This window comes from Dysosmobacter sp. Marseille-Q4140, from assembly GCA_018228705.1.
Taxonomy (GTDB): domain Bacteria; phylum Bacillota; class Clostridia; order Oscillospirales; family Oscillospiraceae; genus Oscillibacter.
The window spans coordinates 856,105-879,628 of record CP073694.1 but is presented as its reverse complement, the minus strand read 5'-3'; the positions used below and the strand labels follow the sequence as shown (position 1 = coordinate 879,628).

The following is a 23,524-nucleotide window of genomic DNA, read 5'->3' as shown; positions in this document are numbered from 1 at the left end:
ATCGGGAGTGAGCGTATTGTGAAAGAGCTTTGGGAGCTGTTCTGGACCTTCGCGAAAATGGGGGTCATGACCTTCGGCGGCGGCATGGCCATGCTGCCGATCCTGCAGCGGGAGGTGGTGGAGCACAAGCACTGGGCCACGGAGGAGGAGCTGACGGACTACTTCGCCATCGGCCAGTGCACGCCGGGCATCATCGCTGTCAACACTGCCACCTTCATCGGCCAGAAATTTGCCGGGAACCTGGGCGGCATTGTGGCGACCCTGGGCGTGGTGTTCCCGTCCCTGGTGATCATCACCATTCTGGCGGCCTTCATCAATAACTTCGCCCATATCGCCTGGGTCCAGAACGCGTTCGCGGGTATCCAGGTGTGCGTGTGCGTGCTGATCTTCAACGCGGTGCGGAAGCTCCTGAAAAAGTCCGTGGTGGATCGGCGGACCGCCGTGATCTTCCTGCTGGTGCTGGCGGGCAGCGTGTTTTTGCATGTGTCCCCGGTGTGGTTTGTGCTGCTGGCGGCGCTGTCCGGCATCGTGATGAAGAATCTGGAGGCGAGACGGGCATGAACATCTATCTGCGGCTGTATTACGAATTTTTCAAGACGGGCCTGTTCGCCATCGGCGGCGGCATGGCCACGCTGCCCTTCCTCCATGACATCGGGGAGACCACCGGCTGGTACACCCAGGCCCAGCTGATGAACATGCTGGCGGTGTCGGAGTCCACGCCGGGTCCCATCGGCATCAATATGGCAACTTACGTAGGCTACACTGTGGGCGGCATCCCCGGCGCCCTGATCGCCACCATCGGCGAGGTGACACCCTCCATCATCGTCATTTTGATCGTAGCCATGATGCTCAAGAGGTTCCGGGACAGCAAGTATGTCAATGACGCCTTCTACGGCCTGCGCCCGGCCTCCACGGGCCTGATCGGCGCGGCCTGCGTGTCGGTGATCTTGGAGGTGCTGACGGGCATCGAGGTGGTGACGCCGGAGGCCGGGATCCTCAACGGCTTCGCCCTGCCGGGAGGCTGGGAGAGCCTGGTGAGCTGGCGGGGCCTGGCCCTGGCGGCGGTGCTGCTGGTGCTGACCAACGGGGTAAGAAAGGTGAAGGACTGGCACCCCATCGTGTTCATCGGCATTTCTGCCGTGGTGGGTGTGGCCTTCGGCTTCGCCGGAGTATAAAAAAAGAGCGGGACCCGGATTACCGGGTCCCGCGTTTTCGTTTATTCGCTGTCGATGTGGTGCTGGATCCGCTGCATGATCATGTCCAGAGCCACCAGATTGTGGCCGCCCTCCAGCACCACGATGTCCGCGTACTTCCGGGAGGGCTCCACGAACTGCTCGTGCATGGGCTTCACCGTGGTGAGATACTGGGTCACCACCGACTGCAGCGTCCGGCCCCGCTCCTCCACGTCCCGGAGGCAGCGGCGGAGGATGCGCTCGTCGGCGTCGGTCTCCACAAAGATCTTGATATCAAACATATCCCGCAGAGTGGGGTTCTGAAAGATCAGGATGCCCTCCACGATGATGACCTTGGTGGGGAATACCTCCACGGTCTCGTCGGTACGGTTGTGGTCGGCGTAAGAGTACACCGGGCAGTGGACGGAACGGCCCGCTTTCAGCTCCCGCAGATGCTCGATCAGCAGGTCCGTGTCAAAGGCGCTGGGGTGGTCGTAGTTTTGACGGGCCCGCTCCTCGTAGGTCTTGCCCTCCTGACGCTTGTAATAGCTGTCGTGGCCGATGACGGTGACGTCGTCCCCGAAGTGCCTTTTCAAATGGCGGGTCAGCGTGGTCTTGCCGGAGCCGGTGCCGCCTGCAATGCCGATCAGGATTGTGCCCATGTGTCCAAAACCTCCCTGCCGGGCGGGATGCCGCCCGTTTCTCCGTCCCATTATATAGGCGCTGCCGGTCAAAAGCAAGGGTACGGGTCTGCAAAAGGGGGCAATTTCCCGAAAATTCGACTGCCCCGGACTTGACGGCTTTGGAAAAAGCCGATATTATGTCAAGTGTAGAGAATTCAGCCGACGCATGGAAGGAGGGCCCTCAATGGCCATGATTCGCTGCCCCATCTGTGGGGAGAAATTTTCTGATACATACCGCAGCTGCCCCTTCTGCGAAGAGGAGGAGGCGCTGCGTCAGGGAGAGCAGATCCGCCGGGGCGTCAGTCAGGGAGGTAAGCGGGTGGCCGGCCGCCGGCAGCCCAGCCTGCTGAGCCCCATGCTGATCCTGGTGATCCTGATTTTGGCCGCGCTGCTGGTGTATCTGCTCTACGGTGACAAGCTGGCCCAGACCCTTTTCGGAGAGAGCGCCGGCCAGCAGGTGGAGGAGACCATCCAGCCCGACGGCCAGGAGGACGGGGACATCACCATGCCGGAGGACGGTGAGACGGATGACACCCAGACCCCGCCCGAGGGCACAGAGAGTGAGGATACCACCACAGAGCCCGTGGATCCTGCTACCCTGCCGGAGACCCTGACCATGGCGTATCTGGGCAGCCCCCGGAAGGAGTTCACCATGTCCGTGGGCGATGATCCCATCCCGCTGACTGCCTCCGGCGGTACCGGCACCTATACCTGGAGCAGCAGCGACGACGGCATCGCCTCCGTGGATGAAAGCGGAAAGGTCACCGCCATCTCCGCCGGTCAGGCCACCCTGACCGTGACCGACGGCAGCGGAAAGGGCACCTGCACGGTGATCGTCAAGGCCGGCAGCGGCACCAGCGCCGGCAGCTCCTCCACCAGCACCGGCAGCGGCACCCTGAAGGCCGGCAATGCCGTGGTCATCAACGGCGGCAACGGCGTCCGGGTCCGCTCCGGTCCCAGCACCAACGACGAGATCCTGGCCACCATTCCCAACGGCGGCTCTGTCAAGATCGTGGAGAGCGCCGGAGACGGCTGGTACAAGATCACATTTGTTGCTGCCGGAGGCGTCACCACCACCGGCTACATGAAGGGCGAATTCCTGGCCAATCAGTGAGACCACCACTCCAATATCCCCGAATGTCTCGACATTCGGGGATATTTCATTGCACCTGCGGGAGAAATATGCTATCATCGACCATGTATAAACTGTTTGAAGGAGACTGCCATGACCATCCGTCAGTTTCGGGAGCGGTCCGCCCTGCGGATCTTCCTGTCCTATTTTTACCCCCACCGCAAGCTCTTTATCCTGGATATGTGCTGCGCCCTGGTGATCTGCCTGATCGACCTGGCGTTCCCTGCCGTGTCCCGGTGGTGCCTGTATGAGCTGCTGCCCCAGAACGCCTACGGCGCCTTTTTCGCCGTCATGGCGGTGGTGTTTGCGGCCTTTGCCCTGCGGGCGCTGATGCAGTACGTGATCTGCTACTGGGGCCACACCTTCGGCATTTTGGTGGAGGCGGATATCCGCCGGGACCTGTTTCACCATATGCAGGAGCTGAGCTTTGACTACTACGACCGCAATCGCACCGGCCAGCTGATGAGCAGGCTCACGGCGGACCTGTTCGATATCACGGAGCTGGCCCACCACGGCCCGGAGGATGTGTTCATCTCCGGCGTCACCATCGTGGGCGCCCTGTGCGTCATGTTCTCCATCCAGTGGCGGCTGGCATTGGTGATCGCCCTGATCCTGCCGGTATTTCTGGCGGTGGTGTGGCGCTGCCGCCGCTCCATGAGCGAGGCCTCCCGCCGGGTCAAGCAGCGGACCGCCGTCATCAACGCCGACATCGAGTCGGGCCTGTCCGGCATCCGCACCGCCAAGGCCTTTGCCAACGAGGAGGCGGAGCTGGAGAAATTCGACGCCTCCAACAACAGCTTCAAGACCTCCAAGCGCCAGTTCCACAAGGCCATGGGCCGGTTCAACGCCACCATGGAGTTCTTTTTGTGCATCCTCTCCGTGGCGGTCATCTCCGTGGGCGGCTTTTTGATCATGCGGGGACAGATGGACACCGTGGACCTCATCACCTTCAGCCTCTATATCACCACCTTCGTCAATCCCGTCCGCAAGCTCTCCAACTTCGCCGAGCTCTTCGCCAACGGCACTGCCGGTTTCGGCCGGTTCGTGGAGCTGATGCGGGAGGAGCCCACCCTGAAGGACGCCCCGGATGCAAAAGACCTGGCCCGGGTGGAGGGCCGCATCGACGTGGATCACGTGGAGTTCGCCTATCAGGACGACCTGGCCGTGCTCCACGACGTGGACCTGCACATTCGCCCCGGCGAGACCGTGGCGGTGGTGGGGCCCTCTGGCGGCGGCAAGTCAACATTATGTCAACTAATTCCCCGGTTCTACGACGTCACCGCCGGTGCGGTGCGCATCGACGGCCAGGATGTCCGGCAGGTGACCCAGGAGTCCCTGCGCCGGAACGTGGGCGTGGTGCAGCAGGACGTGTTTCTCTTTGCCGCCAGTATTCTGGAGAACATCCGCTACGGCAAGCCCGGGGCCACCGAGGAGGAGGTGGCCCGGGCGGCGAAGCTGGCGGAGATCTATGACGACATTGTGGCCATGCCCGAGGGCTTCAACACCTATGTAGGAGAGCGGGGCGCCCTGCTCTCCGGCGGCCAGAAGCAGCGGATCTCCATTGCCCGCATCTTTTTGAAGGACCCGCCGGTGCTGATCCTGGACGAGGCCACCTCCGCCCTGGACTCCGTGACGGAGGCCAAGCTCCAGGAGGCCTTTGAGAAGCTGTCCAAAGGCCGGACCACCATCATCATCGCCCACCGCCTCTCCACGGTCCGGGGCGCCGACCGCATCGCCGTCATTGAGGACGGCCGCATCACGGAGCTGGGCAGCCATACGGAGCTGATGGAGAAAAACGGCGCCTACGCGGCGCTGGTCCGGACCCAGGAGCTGATCGGCCATGGAGAAGAGTAAGCTGCTGGACCGCTGCGGCGCCCTGGGGGAGGACCGGCTGCTGCTGGCCAAGGTCCTGGACCGGGCGGCCCAGGCGGAGAGCCGGAACGTCCCCGCCGCCACGGACTTTTTGAGCCCCGCCCAGCGCGTCCAGGCGGAGGACCTGCTGCGCCTGGCGGGGATCCCCGGGACGGCCTTTGTCTCCCTGGGCGGCTATGAGGATGCAGAGCGGCGGATCTTGCTGTTTCTGCCGGACTGGCTGGAGCCGGAGGATGCGGAGAGCCAGAGCCCCCTGCGGTGCCTGCGGGCCTCCTTCCGCCCGGAGGAGACCGCTCCCACCCACCGGGATTTTCTCGGCAGCCTCATGGGCATGGGCATCGTCCGGGAGAAGGTGGGGGATATTCTGGTGGGACCCGGCAGCGCGGACCTGATCGTGCTGGACAGCGTGGCGGAGTTCCTGCTGCAAAGCTGGACCAGCGCCGGGCGGACCCATCTGAGCGTGGCGGCTATCGGGCCGGAGGAACTGCGGGTGCCGGAGGCAAAGGTGGAGGAGGTGCGGGACACCGTCTCCTCCCTGCGGCTGGACGCGGTGGTGTCCACGGCGCTGCGGATGTCCCGGGGCAGGGCCGCGGAGCTGGTGGAGCGGGGCGCCGTCCAGGTGAACTGGCGGCCCTGCGCCAAGCCGGACAGGCTGCTCTCGGAGGGAGACACCGTCTCCGCCCGGGGCTTCGGGAAATTTCAGCTGGCCCAGGTGGGCGGCCTGACCAAAAAGGGCCGGACCGCCATCGTGGTCCAGAGGTATGTGTAGAGGAGGAACGCGCCATGCTGGAATACGAGTTTGAGGAGATCGACTGCAACGACGGCGGAGGCGGATATAGCCTCTTCGGCGGCATCGGCTGGGAGACGCAGACCCATCAGGCAGTGATCCTCCGCCGGGCGGCGGAGGGCTGGCGGTACGTGGGGTTCATCCCCAAGCGCCAGCGGGCCGGCGGATATATGGAGACCATTGACCTGGTGTTCGAGCGGCAGCGCCCGGAGACCTGAGAAAAGGAGCGAGCGACATGGATCAAAAGCAGATCGACCGGATCAACGAGCTGGCCCGGAAGGCAAAGACGCCGGAGGGCTTGACGCAGTGGGAGCAGGCAGAGCAGGCGGCATTGCGCCGGGAGTATATCGACTCCGTGCTGGGCAACCTCAGCGCCCAGCTGGACCACACCTATGTGGTGGACGAGAAGGGCAACAAGCGCAAGCTGGAGAAGAAGGGGGAGTAAGGCCGTGGCCGGAAGGCAGAAAAAGACCGTCAGCGACACCGGCTGGGGCATCTGGGCGGCCATCGTGGTGCTGTTCGCCCTGGGCATCTGGCCCATTGCCCTGATTTTGCTGCTGGTGAAGCTGTTCGGAAAGGATAGCAAGCAGACCCGCCAGGTGCCGCCGCCTCTGAGTGAGCAGCGGACCGGAAGCGGCGCCGCCGCACAGAGCCGCTCCATGGGCCGGGGCAGGACGGCAGTTCGCACCGCCATGCAGTCCCCGCTGCCGAAAAAGTCCAACGCCAAGTGGTTGAAGATCGCAGGCATCGTGCTGCTGGCGGTGGGCGTTCTGGGCATGGGCGGCCCCATCGACGCCCTGTTCTGGTCGGACTACTGGTTCAGCCTGTGGCTGCCGGAGCTGCTGCAGTTCCTGGCCCTGGCCGCCGCCGGCGGAGCCATGCTGGGCGCCGGGATCGGTATGGACCGCAGCCTCAAGCGCTACGCCAAATACTTGGTGGTGGTGGGCGACCGGGAGGCCATGCCCGTGGCGGAACTGGCCCGGACCCTGGGCTATTCCGCCGGCCGGGTGGAAAAGGACCTGGAGAAGATGGTGGACAAGGGGTACTTCGGCGATACCGCGTTTTTGAACGTGGAGCTGGGGTATCTGCTGCGCAGCGGCCAGGCGGACGCGGAGCTGAAGCGGAAACGGCAGGAGGCCCAGTCCGCCCAGACGCCCAAGGAGGCGGAGGAGGGCTATTCCGGCATCCTGCGGAACATCCGCCGGGCCAACGACGCCATTGCCGACCCCATCCTCTCCGCCAAGATCGACCGGCTGGAGGAGATCACCGCCCGGATCTTCCGGGCGGTGGAGGAGGACCCCCAGAAAGCGGGCCGGATCGACACCTTCCTCAACTACTACCTGCCCACCACCCAGAAGCTGCTGGACTCTTACGCGGAGTTCGAAGCCGCCGGGGTGGAGGGGGAGAACCTCCGCCAGGCTAAGGCCCGCATCGAGGCTACCATGGACACCATTGTCCGGGGCTTCGAGCACCAGCTGGACGAGCTGTACAAGGCCGACGCCATGGACGTGGACAGCGACATCCGGGTCATGGAGACCATGCTGAAGCGGGACACCGCCAGCGTGGAGGAGGACTTCGGCCTGGGCGGCGCCGCTGTTCAGCGGACGCCGGAGGAGAAGCCGTAAGGCTTCCGGAGCAGACGACAGGAAACCCCGGCGCGGTCTCCGCGCCGGGGCTGTTTTTTGCGTATGCGAAAACCATCCGCAATGCCGGCGGCCATAATGGCGGTCAGGCTATGACCTCCCGGACGATGGCGATGGCCTGCTTCATGCCCTCCGTCAGGTATTTGTTCCGGTGGCACACCAGGAAGTATGTCCGCTGGAACACCGCGTCGGTCACCGTCAGCTCCCGGACCGTTCCTGCTTGCAGGGCCGCCTCGATCTGGGACCGGGGCAGGATGGTGATGCCCGCCCCGGCGGCGGCGCAGGCCAGCAGGGCGGAGGCGCTGATGCCCTCCACCGCCGGGACCGCCTTCAGCCCTGCCGCCTGGAACACCGCGTCCACGCTGGAGCGGGTGCCGCTGCCGCTCTCCCGCAGCAGCAGCCGCTGCTCCGCCAGCTCCGCCAGGGACATCTCCGTCCGGCCGGAATAGCGGTCCGGAGCGCACACCGCCGCCATGGTCTCCCGCAGCAGCGGCGTCACCCGCTGAGAGCGAGAGGCGGAGGATACGTTGTCCACCAGAGCGAAGTCGATCTCGTTTCGCAGCACCATCTCCTCGGTCCGCCGGGAGTTCTGGATGAAGGCCTCCGCGTCCAGCTGGGGCAGTTCCCGCTCCAGCCGGGTCAGGATCGCCGGCAGCCAGGCCTCCCCGATGGTGACGGTCATGCCGAAGCGGCACCGGCCCCGGGCGCCGCCCTGGCGCAGCACCTGGACCGACTCCTGGAACTGGGTCAGCACCGTGTCGGCGTACTGGAGCAGGCTGCGGCCGGCCTCGGTGATGTAGAGCCGGCGGTTCATCCGCTCGAACAGCCGCACGCCATAGAAGGCCTCCAGTTCCTTCACCGCCATGCTGACGGCGGGCTGGGTCATGTTGAGAGCTTCCGCCGCCTGGGTGACACTCTCCCTGGCGCAGACCGCCCGGAAGATCTCCAGGTGCCGCAGGGTCATGATCGCTCCCTCCAATACATAAGTTATGTATTATGATTTCTATAATAACATAAGAATTGAAAAATGCAAGTGCAGGGCGTATGCTGGCTCCAGAAACAACGGGAGGAGCGAATGACATGGAAGCGAATGGGAAAGGCGCCACCAACTGGGAGCTGTTCTGGGCCTTTGCAAAGATGGGGGTCATGACCTTCGGCGGCGGCATGGCCATGCTGCCGATCCTGCAGCGGGAGGTGGTAGAGCGCAGGCACTGGGCCACCGAGGAGGAGCTGACGGACTATTTTGCCATCGGCCAGTGCACGCCGGGCATCATCGCCGTCAACACTGCCACCTTCATCGGGCAGAAGTTCGGCGGTCTGGTGGGCGGAACGGTGGCCACCCTGGGGGTGGTGTTCCCGTCCCTGGTGATCATCACCATCCTGGCGGCCTTCATCAACAACTTCTCCCACATCGCCTGGGTCCAGAACGCCTTTGCCGGTATCCAGGTCTGCGTGTGCGTGCTGATCTTCAACGCGGTGCGGAAGCTCCTGAAAAAGTCCGTGGTGGACCGGCGGACCGCCGTGATCTTCCTGCTGGTGCTTGCGGGCGGCGTCCTGCTGGACGTGTCCCCGGTGTGGTTCGTGCTGGGAGCGGCTCTGGCGGGTGTGATCCTGAAAAGTCTGGAGGCGAGAGCGGCATGATCTACGCACAGCTGTTTTACGAGTTTTTCAAGACGGGCCTGTTCGCCATCGGCGGCGGCATGGCCACGCTGCCCTTTCTCCACGACATCGGCCAGACCACCGGCTGGTACACCCAGGCCCAGCTGATGAACATGCTGGCGGTGTCGGAGTCCACGCCGGGTCCCATCGGCATCAATATGGCCACCTACGTGGGCTACACCGTGGGAGGTATCCCCGGGGCCATCATTGCCACCATCGGCGAGGTGACGCCCTCCATCATCGTCATTTTGATCGTGGCCATGATGCTCAAGAAGTTCCGGGACAGCAAGTATGTGAATGACGCCTTCTACGGCCTGCGCCCGGCCTCCACGGGCCTGATCGGCGCGGCCTGCGTGTCGGTGATCTTGGAGGTGCTGACGGGCATCGAGGTGGTGACGCCGGAGGCCGGGATCCTCAACAGCTTCGCCCTGCCGGGAGGCTGGGGGAGTCTGGTGAGCTGGCGGGGCCTGGCCCTGGCGGCGGTGCTGCTGGTGCTGACCAACGGGGTAAAAAAGGTGAAGGACTGGCATCCCATCGTGTTCATCGGCCTCTCCGCCGTGGTGGGTGTGGCCTTCGGCTTCGCCGGGGTGTGAGCAGATAAAACGGACGCGCGGGGCCGCACAGAGGCCCTGCGCGTCTGTCTGCTTTGGCGCATTGACAGAACCGCCAAAAACAAGAAATGTTTTTGTTATATATCACATGGCACGGCCGATACAAGCAAAATTGTTTGCGCGGAGTGCACAAAAAAGCTGCATTTTTCCACGGAATTCTATACAGCGGGAAATTTGTGACTTTCTTGACAAAGATGCGGGGGAGGGACTATACTGAGTGTGCTGAAAAGCGCAGAAACAGGCAGATTTTCAGGCGATCTCCCTGTTGGGAGAGATCAAACGAGGAGGAAAGAGGAATGAAAGAGATCGTAGAGATCCGGTGGCATGGCCGCGGCGGTCAGGGCGCCAAGACGGCGTCGCTGCTGCTGGCGGACGCTGCGTTCAACACGGGCAAGTACGTCCAGGGCTTCCCGGAGTACGGCCCGGAGCGCATGGGTGCGCCCATCACGGCGTACAACCGGATCAGTTCCGAGCGGAGCACCGTTCACTCCAACATCTATGAGCCCGACTACGTGGTGGTCGTGGACGAGACGCTGATCAGCGCCGTGGACGTGACCGCAGGCCTCAAGAAAGAGGGCGCCATCGTCATCAACTCCAGCAAGAGCCCTGCCGAGCTGCGGCCCAAGCTGAAGGGCTATGAGGGCCGTGTGTGCACCATCGACGCCGGCAAGATCAGCGAGGAGGAGCTGGGCAAGAACTTCCCCAACACTCCCATGCTGGCTGCCATCGTGAAGGTGTCCGGCGTCATTGGCGAGGAGGAGTTCATTAAGGATATGGAGGGCTCCTTCAAGCACAAGTTCGCCAGCAAGCCCCAGGTCATTGAGGGCAACATGCGGGCGCTGAAGAGATCTCTGGAGGAGGTGCAGGTAGGATGAGCTTCATGAAAGCCAAGGACATCAACGAACATATCACCTGGAGAGACATCACTCCGGGCTGCACGATTTTTGAGGGCGCGTCCTCTGAGCTGGTCAACACCGGCGACTGGCGGACCCTGAAGCCCGTGATCCACTGGGACAAGTGCAAGCAGTGCCTGCTGTGCGCTCCCGTGTGTCCCGACCTGTCCATCCCCGTGACCGCCGACGGCAAGCGGGGCGATTTCAATTACTTCTTCTGCAAGGGCTGCGGCATCTGCGCCAACGCCTGCCCCTTCGGAGCGATTGAAATGGTCAAGGACGAGAAATAAGGAGGGACGAGGAAATGGGAATCAGAGAGAGACTTTCCGGCAATGAGGCCTGCGCCTATGCCATGAAGCAGATCAACCCGGACGTGATGGGCGCGTTCCCCATCACCCCGTCCACCGAGATCCCGCAGTATTTCGCGGCCTATGTGGACAACGGGCAGGTCGATACGGAGTTCATCGCGGTGGAGAGCGAGCACAGCGCCATGTCCACCTGCATCGGCGCCGAGGCGGCGGGCTGCCGCGCCATCAGCGCCACCTCCTCCTGCGGTCTGTGCTACATGACCGAGATGCTGTATGTGGCGGCCTCCGACCGGCTGCCCATCACCCTGGCGGTGTCCACCCGCGCCCTGAGCGGCCCCATCAACATCAACAACGACCACTCCGACGCCATGGGCGTCCGTGACACCGGCTGGATCCAGCTGCACGCCGAGACCAACCAGGAGATGTACGACAACTACCTCCAGGCCATGCGGATCGGCGAGGCCGTTGGCCTGCCCATCATGGTCTGCCAGGACGGCTTCATCACCTCCCACGCCATCGAGAACATCGAGCTGGTGGAGGATGACAAGGTGAAGGCCTTCGTGGGCGAGTACAAGCCCGTCATCAACATCATGGACAAGGATCACCCCACCTCCGTGGGCCCCTACGCCGTTCCCACCTACTACATGGAGGCCAAGCGTCAGCAGGCTCAGGCCATGATCGACGCCAAGGAGGTCATCCGCAAGGTGGGCAAGGAGTTCGGCGAGATGACCGGCCGGACCTACGGCCTGGTGGAAGAGTACATGATGGATGACGCCGACGTGGCCATCATCCTGATGGGTTCCTCCGCCGGCACCGCCAAGGAAGCCATCCAGGAGCTGCGGGCCGAGGGCCACAAGGTGGGCCTCATCAAGATCCGTGCCTTCCGTCCCTTCCCCAAGGAGGAGATCGTCGCCGCGCTGAGCAAGGTGAAGGCCTTTGCCGTCATGGACAAGGCAGACAGCTTCAGCGCCTTGTGCGGTCCCATCTACGCCGACACCTGCGCCGCGCTGTATACCGCGCCGGTGCGTCCGCTGGGCATCAACTACATCTACGGCCTGGGCGGCCGTGATGTGCGCGTGGACAGCATCAAGCACGTGTTCGCGGAAGTGGAAAAGATCGCGGCCACCGGCGAGGTGGGCGAGACCTATCGTTACCTGGATGTCCGGGAATAAGGGAGGGACAACGAGATGAGTTACAATCTGAAAGAGAACCTGCTCCGGGAGGAGCGGTTGGCCGGCGGCCACCGGATGTGCGCCGGATGCGGCTCTCCCATCGCGGTGCGTACGGTGCTGCGTCAGGTGGAGCCCGGCGATCAGGTGATCGTGTGCAACGCCACGGGCTGCCTGGAGGTTTCCACCTCCGTGTATCCCTACACCTCCTGGAAGGGCAGCTGGATCCACAATGCCTTTGAGAATGCCGGCGCCACCCTGAGCGGCGTGGAGACGGCCTACAACGCCCTGAAGAAACGGGGCAAGCTGGACGATACCTACAAGTTCATCGCCTTCGGCGGCGACGGCGGCACCTACGACATCGGCTTCCAGAGCCTGTCCGGCGCCATGGAGCGCGGCCATGACATGGTCTACGTCTGCTACGACAACGAGGCCTACATGAACACCGGTATCCAGCGTTCTTCCTCCACGCCCCACTTCGCCGACACCACCACGACCCCCGCGGGCACGGTGGTCCCCGGCAAGCTGCAGAAGAAAAAGGATCTGACCAAGATCATGGTGGCCCACGGTGTGCCGTATGTTGCTCAGACCACCTTTATCGGCAACTTCAAGGACATCAGCGAGAAGGCCCACAAGGCCATCTACACCCCCGGCGCCGCCTTCCTGAACGTGATGGCTCCCTGCCCCCGCGGCTGGCGCTATCCCAGCGAAAAGCTGATGGAAGTGACCAAGATGGCGGTGGAGACCTGCGTGTGGCCCCTGTACGAGGTGGTCGAAGGCAAGTACATCCTCAGCTACAAGCCCAAGAACAAGCTGCCCGTTGAGGAGTATCTGAAGATGCAGGGGCGTTTCGCCCACATGTTCAAGCCCGGCAACGAGTGGATGATCGAAGAGGTCCAGAAGGAAGTGGACCGCAACTGGGAGGATCTGCTCAAGCTCTGCGAGCTGTAAGCAATCTGTTCTGAAACAAAAGACCGGCCCCGCCATCGGCGGGGCCGGTCTTTTGCTCAGTACTTCCGCTCCAGCCGGCGGTAAAACCAGAGCCCCGCCGCGTACTGGAACACCAGGTACGCCACCAGGAAGCACAGCAGGGGCAGATGGTGCTCCAGGACGCCCAGAGCCCCCAGCAGCGATGTCAGGAAGGCAGCCAGGCAGCACACCGCAAGGCCCAGCTGATACGCATATAGTCCCGCCTTGCACCGCAGCAGCTTCTTCCGCTCGTCCCGCAGGTCGATCTCCTCCTGCTCCAGCTTTTCGCGGTAGCGTTCTGCGTTCTGCGGCCGGGTCCACTTCCAGTATTTCCAGACCAGATTTCCGCCGCTGCCCAGCAGTCCGCCGCCCAGACCGCACAGGAGGCTGCCCAGGGGGCCCTCCACCCACAAAAAGGCAGCCGCCAGGAAGGCAAGACCAAGGGCGATCTCCGCCAGACCCGCCCAGAGATTACTTTTTTTCATGGAACACACTCCTTTCGTGTAGGAAGATCTCCTCCACCGGTAAACCGAAGAAATCGGAAATGGTAAATGCCAGGTCCAGGGAGGGGTTGTAGCGCCCGTTTTCGATGGAGCTGACCGTCTGCCGAGAGACCCGGATGGCCTTGGCGAAGGCCTCCTGGCTCAGGCCCCGCTGCCGCCGCAGCTCCTCCACCCGATTGTCCATAAGCGCCTCCGTTCGTAAAGGTTCCTTTACATATGATATACCACAGCCAAAGCAGAATGTCAAGGTTCCTTTACGTTTTTTGTTCCCGCCCCAGGACGAGGCGGGAACTCCGGTACGGCAAAAGGTTTCTCTTGCAATTCCAAAGGGCAGATGGTATAGTATGATTTGAAAATAATTCTCAAATTAAAAAGGAGACCCATTGTGAACAAGAGACTGACCCCTGTGACCGCCGCTCTGCTGGCGGCCTTTCTGCTGCTCTCCGGCTGCGGCAAAACAGAGACGGCCCCCGCCGACGGGGAGACGGACAAGCTGACCGTGGTGGCCACGGTGTTCCCGGCCTACGATTTTGCCCGGGCCGTGGGCGGCGAGGCGGCGGAGGTGTCCCTGCTGCTGCCGCCGGGGGCGGAGAGCCACTCCTATGAGCCCACCCCCGCCGACATCATGGCGGTGCAGCAGTGCGACCTGTTCCTCTACCTGGGCGGCGAGTCCGACACCTGGGTGGAGACGATCCTGGAGTCCGTGGAGCCCCAGGGAACCACGCTGCGGATGATCGACTGCGTGGACCTGCTGGAGGAGGAGACCGTGGAGGGCATGGAGAGCCACGAGGACAAGCATGACCACGACGAGGGCCTGGGCCTTGGAGAAGTGGTGGGCTACGACGAGCACGTGTGGACCTCCCCCCGGAACGCTGCCCAGATCACCCGGGCCATCGGGGCGGAGATGGAGGCTTTGGATCCGTCCAACGCTGCGTTCTATGCGGCCAACGCGGCGGACTACGCCGGTCAGATCGAGGCCCTGGACCGGGAATTTGCCGATTTCTTCGCCGGCGTGGCCGACCGGACCATGGTGTTCGGCGACCGTTTCCCCCTGCGGTATTTCGCCGACGAGTTTGACATCCCCTATTACGCCGCCTTCCCCGGGTGTAGCACCCAGACGGAACCCTCCGCCGCCACCATCGCCTTTTTGACGGAAAAGGTCCGGGAGGAGGGAATCTCCACCGTGTGGTATATTGAATTTTCCAATCATTTGGTGGCGGACAGCATTGCCGAGGCCGCGGGCGCGGAGACGGCGATGTTCCACTCCTGCCACAACGTCTCTGCCGATGATTTGGCGGCGGGAGCCACCTACATCTCCTTGATGACAGACAACCTGGAGACCCTGCGCCAGCATATGTGCTGAATGAAACAGCGGCGGGCCCGAAAGGACCCGCCGCTGCCTGTTATTCATATTTCCGCATCCGAACCGGCTCCCCGCTCCGGCCCGCGCAGCAGCGCCGCCGGTTCCAGCTCAAGTCCCGCGGCGGTCTCCTGAGTCCAGCCCCGCTCCCGTCGGAGCTGCTTGAGATTGATGGCCAGATGTTCCCGCAGCATTGCGGATCCCTCCTGCTGTGAACTTTGATGGCAGACATTGCTCTGGACAGGGTGTCCTACCAATGCTTCCAATCGCCGGATCAGAACGAAGCGCCGGTGTCCTCCGGGTCGGAATCGTTTTCTGTCAAAGAGCAGCGGGATGTGCACTGCTCCAGTGCCGGAAAAATATTCGCCCAGCTGTATGGCGAGACACGCTTGCGCAGCGGCTCGTCAGGGCCATCATTTGGTTTATTTTATCACATTCTCCGGAGAAAGGAAAGCGCGCCGCCTCTTTTAGGAGGCGGCGCGGCAAAAGAATCAACGCAGGGCGTCCAATACGGACAGATCAAAGCCCTGATACGCCCGCTGGCGCAGCAGCTGCGCCACTTCTTCCAATGTGGGAAGGGAGGGCATGGCGCCCATCCGGGAGACCGTGATGGCAGCGGTGTGGCTGGCAAAGGCCAGGGCCTCCGTCTGGGGAAGGCCAATGGTCAACCCGACGCATAGGGCGCCCACGAAGGAGTCACCGGCGGCGGTGGGGTCTGCCACATGGTCCATATGTACAGCAGGGATGTACTGGATGCCGTCTCCCAAAACCACAGCGGAGCCATTGGCCCCCAAGGTGATGATGACGTGCTCCACGCCCTTGGCCGCCAGGGCTGCGGCGATCTTCTTCAGATCATCCCGCTGAATGCCCCGCTGGTCCATCCGCAGTGGCAGGCCGGTTTCCGCCGAGGCCTCCTGCTCATTGGGCGTCAGATAGGTGACCAGCTTCAAAAGACGGTCGTCCAGATCGGTGGCGGGTGCCGGATTCAGCATCACCGGCACGCCGGCCTCCCGGGCCCAGCCGGCCACGGCCAGATTGACCTCGATGGGGACTTCCAGCTGCAGCAGCACCATATCAAAAGAGGACATCTCCTGCCGCAGCCAGGACACCTCCTCCACCGTCAGCGTCTGGTTGGCACCGGGAATCACCACAATGCGGTTCTGGGCGGTGTGCTCCGTCACCTCCAGCGTCACATGGCCCACACCGGAGCTGATGCCCGGACGGACCACCACACGGCTCACATCCACTCCTGCCTGGCGGGGGATCTCCAGCAGCTGGCGGCCGAAGAGGTCGTCGCCCACACAGCCCATCATGGTGACCTGCGCCCCCAGACGGGCGCACTGGAGCGCCTGATTGGCGCCTTTGCCGCCGGGAGCGGTGTGGAAGGATTTTCCGTAGACCGTCTGACCGGACGCGGGCACCCGTTCAGTGGTGGCGATCACATCCATCACAAAACTGCCCACGACTAAGATACGAGGTTTTCTTTGCATGGCATTGAACTCCTGTGAGGTAATCGTTTTCCTATTATTATACGTCTTTGAGGGAAAAATGCAAGCCTTTTGTGGAATCTTAACAGAAAAACGATTAAGCTGTCCGGAAAGTCAAAAAGTGTAAATTAAAAAGATCTGTTTATCGGCAGAAGCATCCCCCGCCCGTAAAGGACGGGGGATGCTTTCTATCAAAGCGAATACTCAGCCGCGGTTACCGGAGTTGGTGGTGTCCTTCAGCAGCACGTCGTGGGCGCCGCCCTCCACGATGGAGACGGAGGAGACCAGGGTCAGCTTGGCCTTGGCCCGCAGCTCCGGAATGGTCAGGGCACCGCAGTTGCACATGGTGGAGCGGATCTTGGACAAGGTGGTGGCCATGCCGTCGGCCAGGGCGCCGGCGTAGGGCACGTAGGAGTCCACGCCCTCCTCGAAGCTCAGCTTGGCGGCGCCGCCCAGATCGTAGCGCTGCCAGTTCCGGGCCCGGGCGCTGCCCTCGCCCCAGTATTCCTTCATATAGCTTCCGCCGATGAGGACCTTGCTGGTGGGGGACTCGTCGAAGCGGGAGAAGTACCGACCCAGCATGCAGAAGTCCGCGCCCATAGCCAGGGCCAGGGTGATGTGGTAGTCCTGGACGATGCCGCCGTCGGCGCAGATGGGCACATAGACGCCGGTCTCCTCGAAGTACCGGTCCCGCTCCGCCGCCACGTCGATGACCGCCGTGGCCTGGCCGCGGCCGATGCCCTTGGTCTCCCGGGTGATGCAGATGGAGCCGCCGCCGATGCCGATCTTCACAAAGTCAGCCCCGGCGTCCGCCAGGAAGCGGAAGCCCTCACCGTCCACCACGTTGCCGGCGCCCACCTTTACGGTGTCGCCATAGCGGTCCCGGATCCACTTGAGGGTCCGGGCCTGCCACTCGGAGTAGCCCTCGGAGGAGTCGATCACCAGCACGTCCACCCCGGCGTCCACCAGGGCGGGGACCCGCTCTTCATAGTCCCGGGTGTTGATGCCGGCGCCCACTACATAGCGCTTCTGGCCGTCCAGCAGCTCCAGGGGGTTGTCCTTGTGGGAGTCGTAGTCCTTGCGGAACACAAAGCTCACCAGGCGGCCGTCCTCAGTCAGGATGGGCAGGGCGTTGAGCTTGTGGTCCCAGATGATGTCGTTGGCGGTTTTCAAGCTGGTGCCCTCTACGGCGGAGATGACCTTTTCCACCGGGGTCATGAAGTCCTTCACCGGCGTGGCGGGGTCCATGCGGCTGACCCGGTAGTCCCGGCTGGTGACCAGGCCCAGCAGCTTGCCGGTGCCGGTACCGTCGTCGGTGACGGCCATAGTGGAGTGGCCGGTGCGCTCTTTCAGCGCCAGCACGTCGGCCAGGGTGTCGCCGATGCGCAGGTTGGAGTCGCTGGTGACGAAGCCCGCCTTGTAGTTTTTCACCTTGCGCACCATCTCCGCCTGCTCCGCAATGGGCTGGGAGACGTAGATGAAGGCGATGCCGCCCTCCTTGGCCAGGGCGATGCCCATGCGCTCGCCGGAGACCGCCTGCATGACGGCGGAGACCATGGGGACGTTCATAGTGAGGGCGGGCTCCTCGCCCCTGCGGTACTTCACCACCGGCGTCTTGAGGGAGACGTTGGCGGGGATGCACTCGGAGGAGGAGTAGCCGGGCACCAGCAGGTACTCGCTGAACGTGCGGGAGGGTTCGGGGAAAAAGTAAGCCATGGGGCCACCTCGTTTCTTTAGATTTGCGGATTTGCATTAGGATACCACAACCGTGGAGAAAAGCAAGGGTCAAAGTGTGAAATAATCCCTGGCGGAGGCAAAGAGCTCCAGGTCGTACCGGCCGGGCACGTTCTGATAGAGGCCCGGGCCGATCCGCTCGGAGTGGCCCATCTTGCCCAGCACCCGGCCGTCGGGGGAGGTGATGCCCTCCACGGCCCAGACGGAGCCGTTGGGGTTGAAGGCCACATCCATGGTGGGCGCGCCGGTGAGGTCCACGTACTGGGTGGCGATCTGGCCGTTTTCCGCCAGCTGCGCCAGCAGCTCCGGACGGCACAGGAAGCGGCCCTCGCCGTGGGAGATGGGTACGCTGACCACGTCGCCCACGTGTACCCGGCTCAGCCAGGGGGAGCGGTTGGAGGCCACCCGGGTCCGGACGATCCGGGACTGGTGGCGGCCGATGACGTTGTAGGTCAGGGTGGGGCAGGAGTCGTCCATGTCCCGAATCTCGCCGTAGGGCACCAGGCCCAGCTTGATGAGGGCCTGGAAGCCGTTGCAGATGCCAAGCATGAGGCCGTCCCGGTTCTTCAGCAGGTCCATGACCGCGTCGGAGACCTCGCCGTTGTGGAAGAAGGCGGTGATGAACTTGCCGGAGCCGTCGGGCTCGTCGCCGCCGGAGAAGCCGCCGGGGATGAAGATGACCTGGCTTTCCCGGGCCGCCGCGGCAAAGCGTCTGGCGGAGGCCGCTACGTCGGCGGCGGAGCGGTTGTTCAGCACCAGGATCTCCGGCACCAGGCCCGCCCGCTCCACGGCCCGGGCGCTGTCGTACTCGCAGTTGGTGCCCGGGAACACGGGGATCAGCACCTTCGGCGCGGCGCAGCCCGCCTTGGGGGCAGCGCGGGTGAAGGCAGGGGCCTCCAGCACCGGCACAGCTTCGCTGCCCTGATCGGCGGTCATGGGGAACACGTCCTCCAGGGTCTCGTCGTAGGGTCCGGTCAGCTCACCCAAGGTCACGGACTCGCACTCGCAGCAGATGCAGCCGCTGCCGTTGGTGACGCCGACGCAGATGCCGTCGTCCAGGTCCTCCGCGGCCTCCAGCAGCATGGCCGCCGGGCGGCGGGCGAAGAGGTCCGCGGGCAGGAAGGCGTCGGTGAAGGAGAAGCCCAGGCCGTTGCCCAGGCAGCTCTTCATCACCGACACGGCGATGCCGCCGAAGCCTGTGACGCCGGCGCTGAGGACCTTGCCGGAGGCGATGAGGCGCTGGGCGGTATCCAGCACGGCGCACAGGCTCTCCGGGTCCAGCGCCCCGTCGGCCTCCGTCTTGGGAGAGAGCAGATAGACCTTGTGGCCGGAGCCCTTGAACTCGTTGGAGAGAATCCGGTCCGTCCGGCCCACGGACACGGCGAAGGACACCAGGGTGGGGGGCACGTCCAGGTCGTTGAAGGACCCGGACATGGAGTCCTTGCCGCCGATAGCGGCGCACTGGAGGTCCAGCTGGGCGGACAGGGCGCCCAGCAGGGCGGCCACGGGCTTGCCCCAGCGCTCCGGGGTGGTGCCCAGCTTCTCAAAGTACTCCTGGAAAGAGAGCCAGCACTTCCTCCGGTCGCCGCCGGCGGCGATGACCTTGGCCACGGACTCCGCCACCGCCAGATAGGCGCCCCGGTAGGGGGAATCGTCCATCACGTGTGGATCGCCGCCCCAGGCCATGATGGAGCAGGTGGTGGTCTCGTGGCCCAGCACCGGCAGCTTGGCAGCCATGGCCTGGGCAGGGGTCTTCTGGTACTTGCCGCCGAAGGGCATCAGCACGGAGCCGGCGCCGATGGTGGAGTCAAACCGCTCGCAAAGGCCCTGCCGGGAGCAGACGTTCAGATCCGCGGCAAAGGATTTGAGGGTGTCGTGGAAGTTGGTGACGGGGATGGACTTGGAGGCCTGCGGGGCCTCCACCCGGGCGGCGGCGTGCTTTGCGGCGCCGTTGGTGTCCAGGAAGGCCCGGCTCAGGTCCGCCACGGTCTGGCCGTTCCAGCGCATGACCATGCGGCCAGTGTCGGTGACGGTGGCCACGACGGTGGACTCCAAGTTCTCCTCCCCGGCGATCTCCATGAAGCGGGGGGCGTCCTTCGCCTCCACCACCACGGCCATGCGCTCCTGGGACTCGGAGATGGCCAGCTCCGTGGCGTCCAGGCCCTCGTACTTCTTGGGCACGGCGGAGAGGTCGATGTCCAGGGAGTCCGCCAGCTCGCCCACGGCCACGGATACGCCGCCGGCGCCAAAGTCGTTGCAGCGCTTGATGAGCCGCACGGCCTCGCTGTGGCGGAAGAGGCGCTGGAGCTTACGCTCCTCCGGGGCGTTGCCCTTTTGCACCTCGGCGGAGCAGGTGGCGACGGACTTGCTGTCGTGGCTCTTGGAGGAGCCGGTGGCGCCGCCGATGCCGTCCCGGCCGGTGCGGCCGCCCAGCAAAATCACCACGTCGCCGGGCTGGGGCACCTCCCGCCGGACGCTGCCGGCGGGCACCGCGCCCACCACGGCGCCGATCTCCAATCGCTTGGCGGCGTAGCCCTTGTGGTAGATCTCATCCACCAGCCCCGTGGCCAGGCCGATCTGGTTGCCGTAGGAGCTGTACCCGTTGGCGGCGGACTGGACGATCTTGCGCTGGGGCAGCTTTCCCGGGATGGTGTCCGCGATGGGGGTCCGGGGATCCGCTGCGCCGGTGACGCGCATGGCCTGGTACACATAGCCCCGGCCCGCCAGGGGGTCCCGGATGGCGCCGCCGATGCAGGTGGCGGCGCCGCCGAAGGGCTCGATCTCCGTGGGGTGGTTGTGGGTCTCGTTCTTAAAGAGGAGCAGCCAGGGCTTCTTTACGCCGTCCTCGTCCACGTCGATCTTCACCGTGCAGGCGTTGATCTCCTCGGACTCGTCCAGATCGGGCAGCAGCCCCTGCTGCTTGAGATACTTGGCGCCGCGGGTGCCCATGTCCATGAGAGTCACGGGCTTCTCCCCGGCGTGGGTGGCCTCCCGGATGGAGAGGTAGCGGTCGTAGGCGGCCTTGGCCCGGGGATCGTCAAAGGCGATGTCCGTCAGCACCGTGCCGAAGGTGGTGTGGCGGCAGTGGTCGGACCAGTAGGTGTCCAGAATGCGGATCTCCGTGATGGTGGGGTCCCGGTGCTCCCGGGCAAAGTAATCCCGGCAGCACTGGAGGTCCCCCAGGTCCATGGCCAGGCCCAAAGAGGCGATCAGCCCCTCCAGAGCGCGGTCGTCCATGGCGGTGAAGCCCTCCAGCACCATGGGCGGCGCGGGCTGGTCCACCTCCATGGCGAGAGACTCCACGCTCTCCAAGCCCGCCTCCCGGGCCTCCACGGGGTTGATGACATAGGCTTTGATCCTCTCCACGTCGGCGGGGGAGAGCTGGCCGGAGAGCAGATACACCTTGGCGCTGCGGAGCCGGGGCCGCTCGCCCTGGGTCATCAGCTGGATGCAGGCTTGGGCGGAGTCCGCCCGCTGGTCGAATTGGCCCGGCAGGTACTCCACGGCAAAGGCGGTGAAGTCCCCGGCGGGGAGGGAGGCGGTGGCGTCGTCCACCTGGGGCTCGGAGAACACGGTGTTCACCGCCCGGCGGAAGGCGGCCTCGTCCAGACCCTCCACGTCGTAGCGGTTGAGCAGGCGCAGACCCGTCAGGGCGGTGATGCCCAGCAGCGTCTGCAGCTCCCGCAGCAGCTCCGAGGCCTCCTGCCGCAGGGGGGGCTTTTTCTCCACATAAATGCGTCGTACCATGATGGCAAAACCTCCAAGCGCCCGCAGGCGCGTATTTTTCAGCGGAAAGAGGCCCGCCGCCCAGCGGCGGGCCTGAACTTGTTGGGAAAGGGGAAAAAACTTGTGCGACGGGAAGGAAGAGAGTTACGAGAGGAACCCAGGAAGGGTTCCTTTCGTTTTCAATCACAAGTTTTTTGAACACTCTTAGAGGTTCAAAAAACTTGCTCAGAGTGGCGAAAAGGTTTTTCGCCACTCTGAGGCCCGCCGCCCAGCGGCGGGCCCGGTGGTCAAGATTGGAGGGACAGGGCCCGGCGGCCGATGTCCCGGCGCAGGTACTTGCCCTCAAAATCGATGGTGCCGGCGGCGGCATAGGCGTCCCGGAGGGCCGCCTCCAGCGTGTCCGCCGTAGCGGTGACGCCCAGCACCCGGCCGCCGGAGGTGACCAGCGCGCCCTCCGCCGTCAGAGCGTCCCCGGCGTGGTAGACGGTGACATTCTCCGGCAGAGTGTCCGGCAGGGTGATGGCCTTGCCCTTCTCATAGTGGCCGGGATAGCCGCCGGAGGCCAGGATCACGCAGGCGGCGGCACCGCTGCGCCACTCCACGGTGAGCTGGCCCAGCGTCTCACTCTCCACGGCCCGCATGACGGTCAGCAGGTCGGTTTTCAGCAGGGGCAGCACCACCTGGGTCTCCGGGTCGCCGAAGCGGCAGTTGTACTCGATGACTTTGGGCCCCTTGGGGGTCAGCATCAGGCCGAAGTAGAGGCAGCCCTTGAAGGGGCAGCCCTCGGCCCGCATGGCGGCCAGGGTGGGAAGGAAGATGGTCTCCATGCAGACCTGGGCCACGTCGGCGGTGTAGCAGGGGTTGGGGGCGATGGTGCCCATGCCGCCGGTGTTGAGGCCGGTGTCGCCCTCTCCGGCCCGCTTGTGGTCCATGGAGGAGACCATGGGCACGATGGCGGTGCCGTCGGTGAAGGCCAGGACGCTGACTTCCGGTCCGGTGAGGAACTCCTCCACGACGATCTCGTTGCCGGAGGCGCCGAACACCTTGTCCTCCATAATGGACTTCACGGCGTCCTCCGCCTCAGAGAGGTTCTGAGGGATCAACACCCCCTTGCCCAGGGCCAGGCCGTCGGCCTTGATGACGATGGGGAAGTCGGCGCCGCGCAGGTACTCCAGGGCCTTGGCCGGGTCGTCAAAGACCCGGTAATCGGCGGTGGGGATGCCGTACTGTTTCATGAGGTTCTTGGAAAAGACCTTGCTGGCCTCGATCCGGGCGGCCTTGGCGTCGGGGCCGAAGCAGGGGATGCCGGCCTCGTGGAGCCGGTCCACACAGCCCAGGGCCAGGGGGTCATCCGGCGCCACCACGGCGAAGTCCACGCCGTGGGAGACGGCGAAGTCCACGATGGCGCCGATGTCCTTGGCGCCGATCTCCGGCACGCACACGGCGTCGGCGGCGATGCCGCCGTTGCCCGGCAGGGCGTAAATGGTCTCCACCTCCGAGTTCTCCCGGAGCTTTTTGATCATAGCGTGCTCGCGGCCCCCGCCGCCGACCACCAGAAGATTCATAAATATTATCCTCCTCTTATCCTGCGACCTGGCCCCTGGCAAGGCCGGGAAAAACGTTGGGCTACCGAAAAAATTTGCCGAAGGCAAATTCATTTGGCAATCATTTTCGCCGCGGCGTGTACGTGGCGAAAATACTTTGACCCAGCCGCCTTGGGCGGCGCTCACCAGTGACCGATGTCACTGGTGGTGGGGGAGATAGAGGGGAAAGCAGCAAAGCGCCGCCTGAGGCGGATTAAGCGAGCTGCTTTCGA

Annotated in this window: 24 protein-coding genes; 15 read left to right on the top strand and 9 right to left on the bottom strand. The window is 64.1% G+C overall.

Annotated elements, in window-relative coordinates; translation table 11 throughout:
* Positions 1–18 precede the first annotated feature (18 nt).
* Together KFE19_04310 and KFE19_04305 are read left to right on the top strand one after the other, a co-directional pair.
* Positions 19–561, top strand: coding sequence for a chromate transporter (locus KFE19_04310; protein ID QUO38738.1), 543 nt, complete (start codon positions 19–21; stop codon positions 559–561).
* Positions 558–1,175, top strand: a complete 618-nt coding sequence (locus KFE19_04305; GenBank protein ID QUO38737.1) for a chromate transporter — start codon at positions 558–560, stop codon at positions 1,173–1,175. Before KFE19_04310 ends, KFE19_04305 begins: the two co-directional genes overlap by 4 nt.
* A 41-nt stretch (positions 1,176–1,216) precedes the next feature.
* Here the strand turns inward: KFE19_04305 and udk are convergent, their stop codons facing one another.
* On the bottom strand, positions 1,217–1,834 hold the full coding sequence (gene udk / locus KFE19_04300) for a uridine kinase (GenBank protein ID QUO38736.1): 618 nt from the start codon (positions 1,832–1,834) through the stop codon (positions 1,217–1,219).
* A gap of 205 nt (positions 1,835–2,039) precedes the next feature.
* Between udk and KFE19_04295 the strand changes: the two genes are divergently transcribed.
* From KFE19_04295 to KFE19_04270, 6 genes are all read left to right on the top strand, one after another.
* Positions 2,040–2,969, top strand: coding sequence for an SH3 domain-containing protein (locus KFE19_04295; protein ID QUO38735.1), 930 nt, complete (start codon positions 2,040–2,042; stop codon positions 2,967–2,969).
* Positions 2,970–3,080: 111 nt separating this feature from the next.
* Entirely contained in the window at positions 3,081–4,841 is a 1,761-nt protein-coding gene (locus tag KFE19_04290; protein QUO38734.1) for an ABC transporter ATP-binding protein, read from the top strand.
* Positions 4,828–5,628 (top strand): hypothetical protein, encoded by an 801-nt coding sequence (locus KFE19_04285; GenBank protein ID QUO38733.1) that lies wholly within the window; start codon positions 4,828–4,830, stop codon positions 5,626–5,628. Before KFE19_04290 ends, KFE19_04285 begins: the two co-directional genes overlap by 14 nt.
* 14 nt (positions 5,629–5,642) lie before the next feature.
* A complete protein-coding gene (locus tag KFE19_04280; protein QUO38732.1) occupies positions 5,643–5,864 on the top strand; it encodes a DUF4177 domain-containing protein in 222 nt (73 codons plus the stop codon).
* Between the two features lie 17 nt (positions 5,865–5,881).
* Complete coding sequence (locus KFE19_04275; GenBank protein QUO38731.1) at positions 5,882–6,091, top strand: DUF896 domain-containing protein; 210 nt, start codon at positions 5,882–5,884, stop codon at positions 6,089–6,091.
* Positions 6,039–7,271 carry a 5-bromo-4-chloroindolyl phosphate hydrolysis family protein gene (locus KFE19_04270; protein ID QUO38730.1) on the top strand — a complete coding sequence of 411 codons (1,233 nt, stop codon included), beginning with the start codon at positions 6,039–6,041 and terminating at the stop codon, positions 7,269–7,271. Before KFE19_04275 ends, KFE19_04270 begins: the two co-directional genes overlap by 53 nt.
* A 103-nt stretch (positions 7,272–7,374) precedes the next feature.
* Here KFE19_04270 and KFE19_04265 read toward each other — a convergent pair whose 3' ends face one another.
* The gene (locus KFE19_04265; protein QUO38729.1) at positions 7,375–8,253 is read right to left on the bottom strand and encodes a LysR family transcriptional regulator; all 879 of its coding nucleotides are present in this window, start codon (positions 8,251–8,253) and stop codon (positions 7,375–7,377) included.
* A gap of 116 nt (positions 8,254–8,369) precedes the next feature.
* On the opposite strand from KFE19_04265, the gene KFE19_04260 reads away from it, so the two are divergent.
* The 6 genes from KFE19_04260 (at position 8,370) to KFE19_04235 (ending at position 12,880) form a co-directional block, all read left to right on the top strand.
* Positions 8,370–8,930 (top strand): chromate transporter, encoded by a 561-nt coding sequence (locus tag KFE19_04260; protein QUO38728.1) that lies wholly within the window; start codon positions 8,370–8,372, stop codon positions 8,928–8,930.
* The gene (locus KFE19_04255; GenBank protein ID QUO38727.1) at positions 8,927–9,541 is read left to right on the top strand and encodes a chromate transporter; all 615 of its coding nucleotides are present in this window, start codon (positions 8,927–8,929) and stop codon (positions 9,539–9,541) included. Before KFE19_04260 ends, KFE19_04255 begins: the two co-directional genes overlap by 4 nt.
* Before the next feature lie 314 nt (positions 9,542–9,855).
* The gene (locus KFE19_04250) at positions 9,856–10,434 is read left to right on the top strand and encodes a 2-oxoacid:acceptor oxidoreductase family protein (protein ID QUO38726.1); all 579 of its coding nucleotides are present in this window, start codon (positions 9,856–9,858) and stop codon (positions 10,432–10,434) included.
* The gene (locus tag KFE19_04245; GenBank protein QUO38725.1) at positions 10,431–10,742 is read left to right on the top strand and encodes a 4Fe-4S binding protein; all 312 of its coding nucleotides are present in this window, start codon (positions 10,431–10,433) and stop codon (positions 10,740–10,742) included. The genes KFE19_04250 and KFE19_04245 overlap by 4 nt, the downstream gene beginning before the upstream one ends.
* Positions 10,743–10,756: 14 nt before the next feature.
* Positions 10,757–11,932: a pyruvate ferredoxin oxidoreductase gene (gene porA, locus KFE19_04240; GenBank protein QUO38724.1), complete on the top strand. Its 1,176-nt coding sequence runs from the start codon at positions 10,757–10,759 to the stop codon at positions 11,930–11,932.
* A 15-nt stretch (positions 11,933–11,947) separates the two neighbouring features.
* Positions 11,948–12,880, top strand: coding sequence for a pyruvate ferredoxin oxidoreductase (locus tag KFE19_04235; GenBank protein ID QUO38723.1), 933 nt, complete (start codon positions 11,948–11,950; stop codon positions 12,878–12,880).
* A 56-nt stretch (positions 12,881–12,936) separates the two neighbouring features.
* Here the strand turns inward: KFE19_04235 and KFE19_04230 are convergent, their stop codons facing one another.
* On the bottom strand, positions 12,937–13,383 hold the full coding sequence (locus KFE19_04230; GenBank protein ID QUO38722.1) for a hypothetical protein: 447 nt from the start codon (positions 13,381–13,383) through the stop codon (positions 12,937–12,939).
* On the bottom strand, positions 13,370–13,585 hold the full coding sequence (locus KFE19_04225; GenBank protein QUO38721.1) for a helix-turn-helix transcriptional regulator: 216 nt from the start codon (positions 13,583–13,585) through the stop codon (positions 13,370–13,372). Before KFE19_04225 ends, KFE19_04230 begins: the two co-directional genes overlap by 14 nt.
* Before the next feature lie 201 nt (positions 13,586–13,786).
* On the opposite strand from KFE19_04225, the gene KFE19_04220 reads away from it, so the two are divergent.
* Positions 13,787–14,764 (top strand): zinc ABC transporter substrate-binding protein, encoded by a 978-nt coding sequence (locus KFE19_04220; GenBank protein QUO38720.1) that lies wholly within the window; start codon positions 13,787–13,789, stop codon positions 14,762–14,764.
* A 44-nt stretch (positions 14,765–14,808) separates the two neighbouring features.
* Here KFE19_04220 and KFE19_04215 read toward each other — a convergent pair whose 3' ends face one another.
* The 5 genes from KFE19_04215 to purD all read right to left on the bottom strand — a co-directional run bounded on the left by KFE19_04215 (position 14,809) and on the right by purD (position 23,273).
* The gene (locus KFE19_04215; GenBank protein QUO38719.1) at positions 14,809–14,955 is read right to left on the bottom strand and encodes a hypothetical protein; all 147 of its coding nucleotides are present in this window, start codon (positions 14,953–14,955) and stop codon (positions 14,809–14,811) included.
* A gap of 297 nt (positions 14,956–15,252) precedes the next feature.
* Positions 15,253–16,251, bottom strand: a complete 999-nt coding sequence (locus KFE19_04210) for a ribokinase (GenBank protein ID QUO38718.1) — start codon at positions 16,249–16,251, stop codon at positions 15,253–15,255.
* Between the two features lie 201 nt (positions 16,252–16,452).
* The gene (locus KFE19_04205; GenBank protein QUO38717.1) at positions 16,453–17,964 is read right to left on the bottom strand and encodes an IMP dehydrogenase; all 1,512 of its coding nucleotides are present in this window, start codon (positions 17,962–17,964) and stop codon (positions 16,453–16,455) included.
* 69 nt (positions 17,965–18,033) lie between these two features.
* Positions 18,034–21,729 (bottom strand): phosphoribosylformylglycinamidine synthase, encoded by a 3,696-nt coding sequence (locus KFE19_04200; GenBank protein ID QUO38716.1) that lies wholly within the window; start codon positions 21,727–21,729, stop codon positions 18,034–18,036.
* A 266-nt stretch (positions 21,730–21,995) separates the two neighbouring features.
* Positions 21,996–23,273, bottom strand: coding sequence for a phosphoribosylamine--glycine ligase (gene purD, locus KFE19_04195; GenBank protein ID QUO38715.1), 1,278 nt, complete (start codon positions 23,271–23,273; stop codon positions 21,996–21,998).
* Positions 23,274–23,524 lie beyond the last annotated feature (251 nt).

Bases quoted from the DNA above. Each gene is read 5' to 3' on its own strand.
- KFE19_04245 (QUO38725.1), top strand. From the start codon at position 10,431: ATGAGCTTCATGAAAGCCAAGGACATCAACGAACATATCACCTGGAGA.
- porA (QUO38724.1), top strand. From the start codon at position 10,757: ATGGGAATCAGAGAGAGACTTTCCGGCAATGAGGCCTGCGCCTATGCC.
- KFE19_04260 (QUO38728.1), top strand. From the start codon at position 8,370: ATGGAAGCGAATGGGAAAGGCGCCACCAACTGGGAGCTGTTCTGGGCC.
- KFE19_04295 (QUO38735.1), top strand. From the start codon at position 2,040: ATGGCCATGATTCGCTGCCCCATCTGTGGGGAGAAATTTTCTGATACA.
- KFE19_04250 (QUO38726.1), top strand. From the start codon at position 9,856: ATGAAAGAGATCGTAGAGATCCGGTGGCATGGCCGCGGCGGTCAGGGC.
- KFE19_04290 (QUO38734.1), top strand. From the start codon at position 3,081: ATGACCATCCGTCAGTTTCGGGAGCGGTCCGCCCTGCGGATCTTCCTG.
- KFE19_04275 (QUO38731.1), top strand. From the start codon at position 5,882: ATGGATCAAAAGCAGATCGACCGGATCAACGAGCTGGCCCGGAAGGCA.
- KFE19_04235 (QUO38723.1), top strand. From the start codon at position 11,948: ATGAGTTACAATCTGAAAGAGAACCTGCTCCGGGAGGAGCGGTTGGCC.
- KFE19_04305 (QUO38737.1), top strand. From the start codon at position 558: ATGAACATCTATCTGCGGCTGTATTACGAATTTTTCAAGACGGGCCTG.
- KFE19_04225 (QUO38721.1), bottom strand. From the start codon at position 13,585: ATGGACAATCGGGTGGAGGAGCTGCGGCGGCAGCGGGGCCTGAGCCAG.
- purD (QUO38715.1), bottom strand. From the start codon at position 23,273: ATGAATCTTCTGGTGGTCGGCGGCGGGGGCCGCGAGCACGCTATGATC.
- KFE19_04270 (QUO38730.1), top strand. From the start codon at position 6,039: ATGTGGTGGACGAGAAGGGCAACAAGCGCAAGCTGGAGAAGAAGGGGG.
- KFE19_04200 (QUO38716.1), bottom strand. From the start codon at position 21,729: ATGGTACGACGCATTTATGTGGAGAAAAAGCCCCCCCTGCGGCAGGAG.
- KFE19_04210 (QUO38718.1), bottom strand. From the start codon at position 16,251: ATGCAAAGAAAACCTCGTATCTTAGTCGTGGGCAGTTTTGTGATGGAT.
- KFE19_04285 (QUO38733.1), top strand. From the start codon at position 4,828: ATGGAGAAGAGTAAGCTGCTGGACCGCTGCGGCGCCCTGGGGGAGGAC.
- KFE19_04255 (QUO38727.1), top strand. From the start codon at position 8,927: ATGATCTACGCACAGCTGTTTTACGAGTTTTTCAAGACGGGCCTGTTC.
- KFE19_04265 (QUO38729.1), bottom strand. From the start codon at position 8,253: ATGACCCTGCGGCACCTGGAGATCTTCCGGGCGGTCTGCGCCAGGGAG.
- KFE19_04205 (QUO38717.1), bottom strand. From the start codon at position 17,964: ATGGCTTACTTTTTCCCCGAACCCTCCCGCACGTTCAGCGAGTACCTG.
- udk (QUO38736.1), bottom strand. From the start codon at position 1,834: ATGGGCACAATCCTGATCGGCATTGCAGGCGGCACCGGCTCCGGCAAG.
- KFE19_04215 (QUO38719.1), bottom strand. From the start codon at position 14,955: ATGCTGCGGGAACATCTGGCCATCAATCTCAAGCAGCTCCGACGGGAG.
- KFE19_04230 (QUO38722.1), bottom strand. From the start codon at position 13,383: ATGAAAAAAAGTAATCTCTGGGCGGGTCTGGCGGAGATCGCCCTTGGT.
- KFE19_04280 (QUO38732.1), top strand. From the start codon at position 5,643: ATGCTGGAATACGAGTTTGAGGAGATCGACTGCAACGACGGCGGAGGC.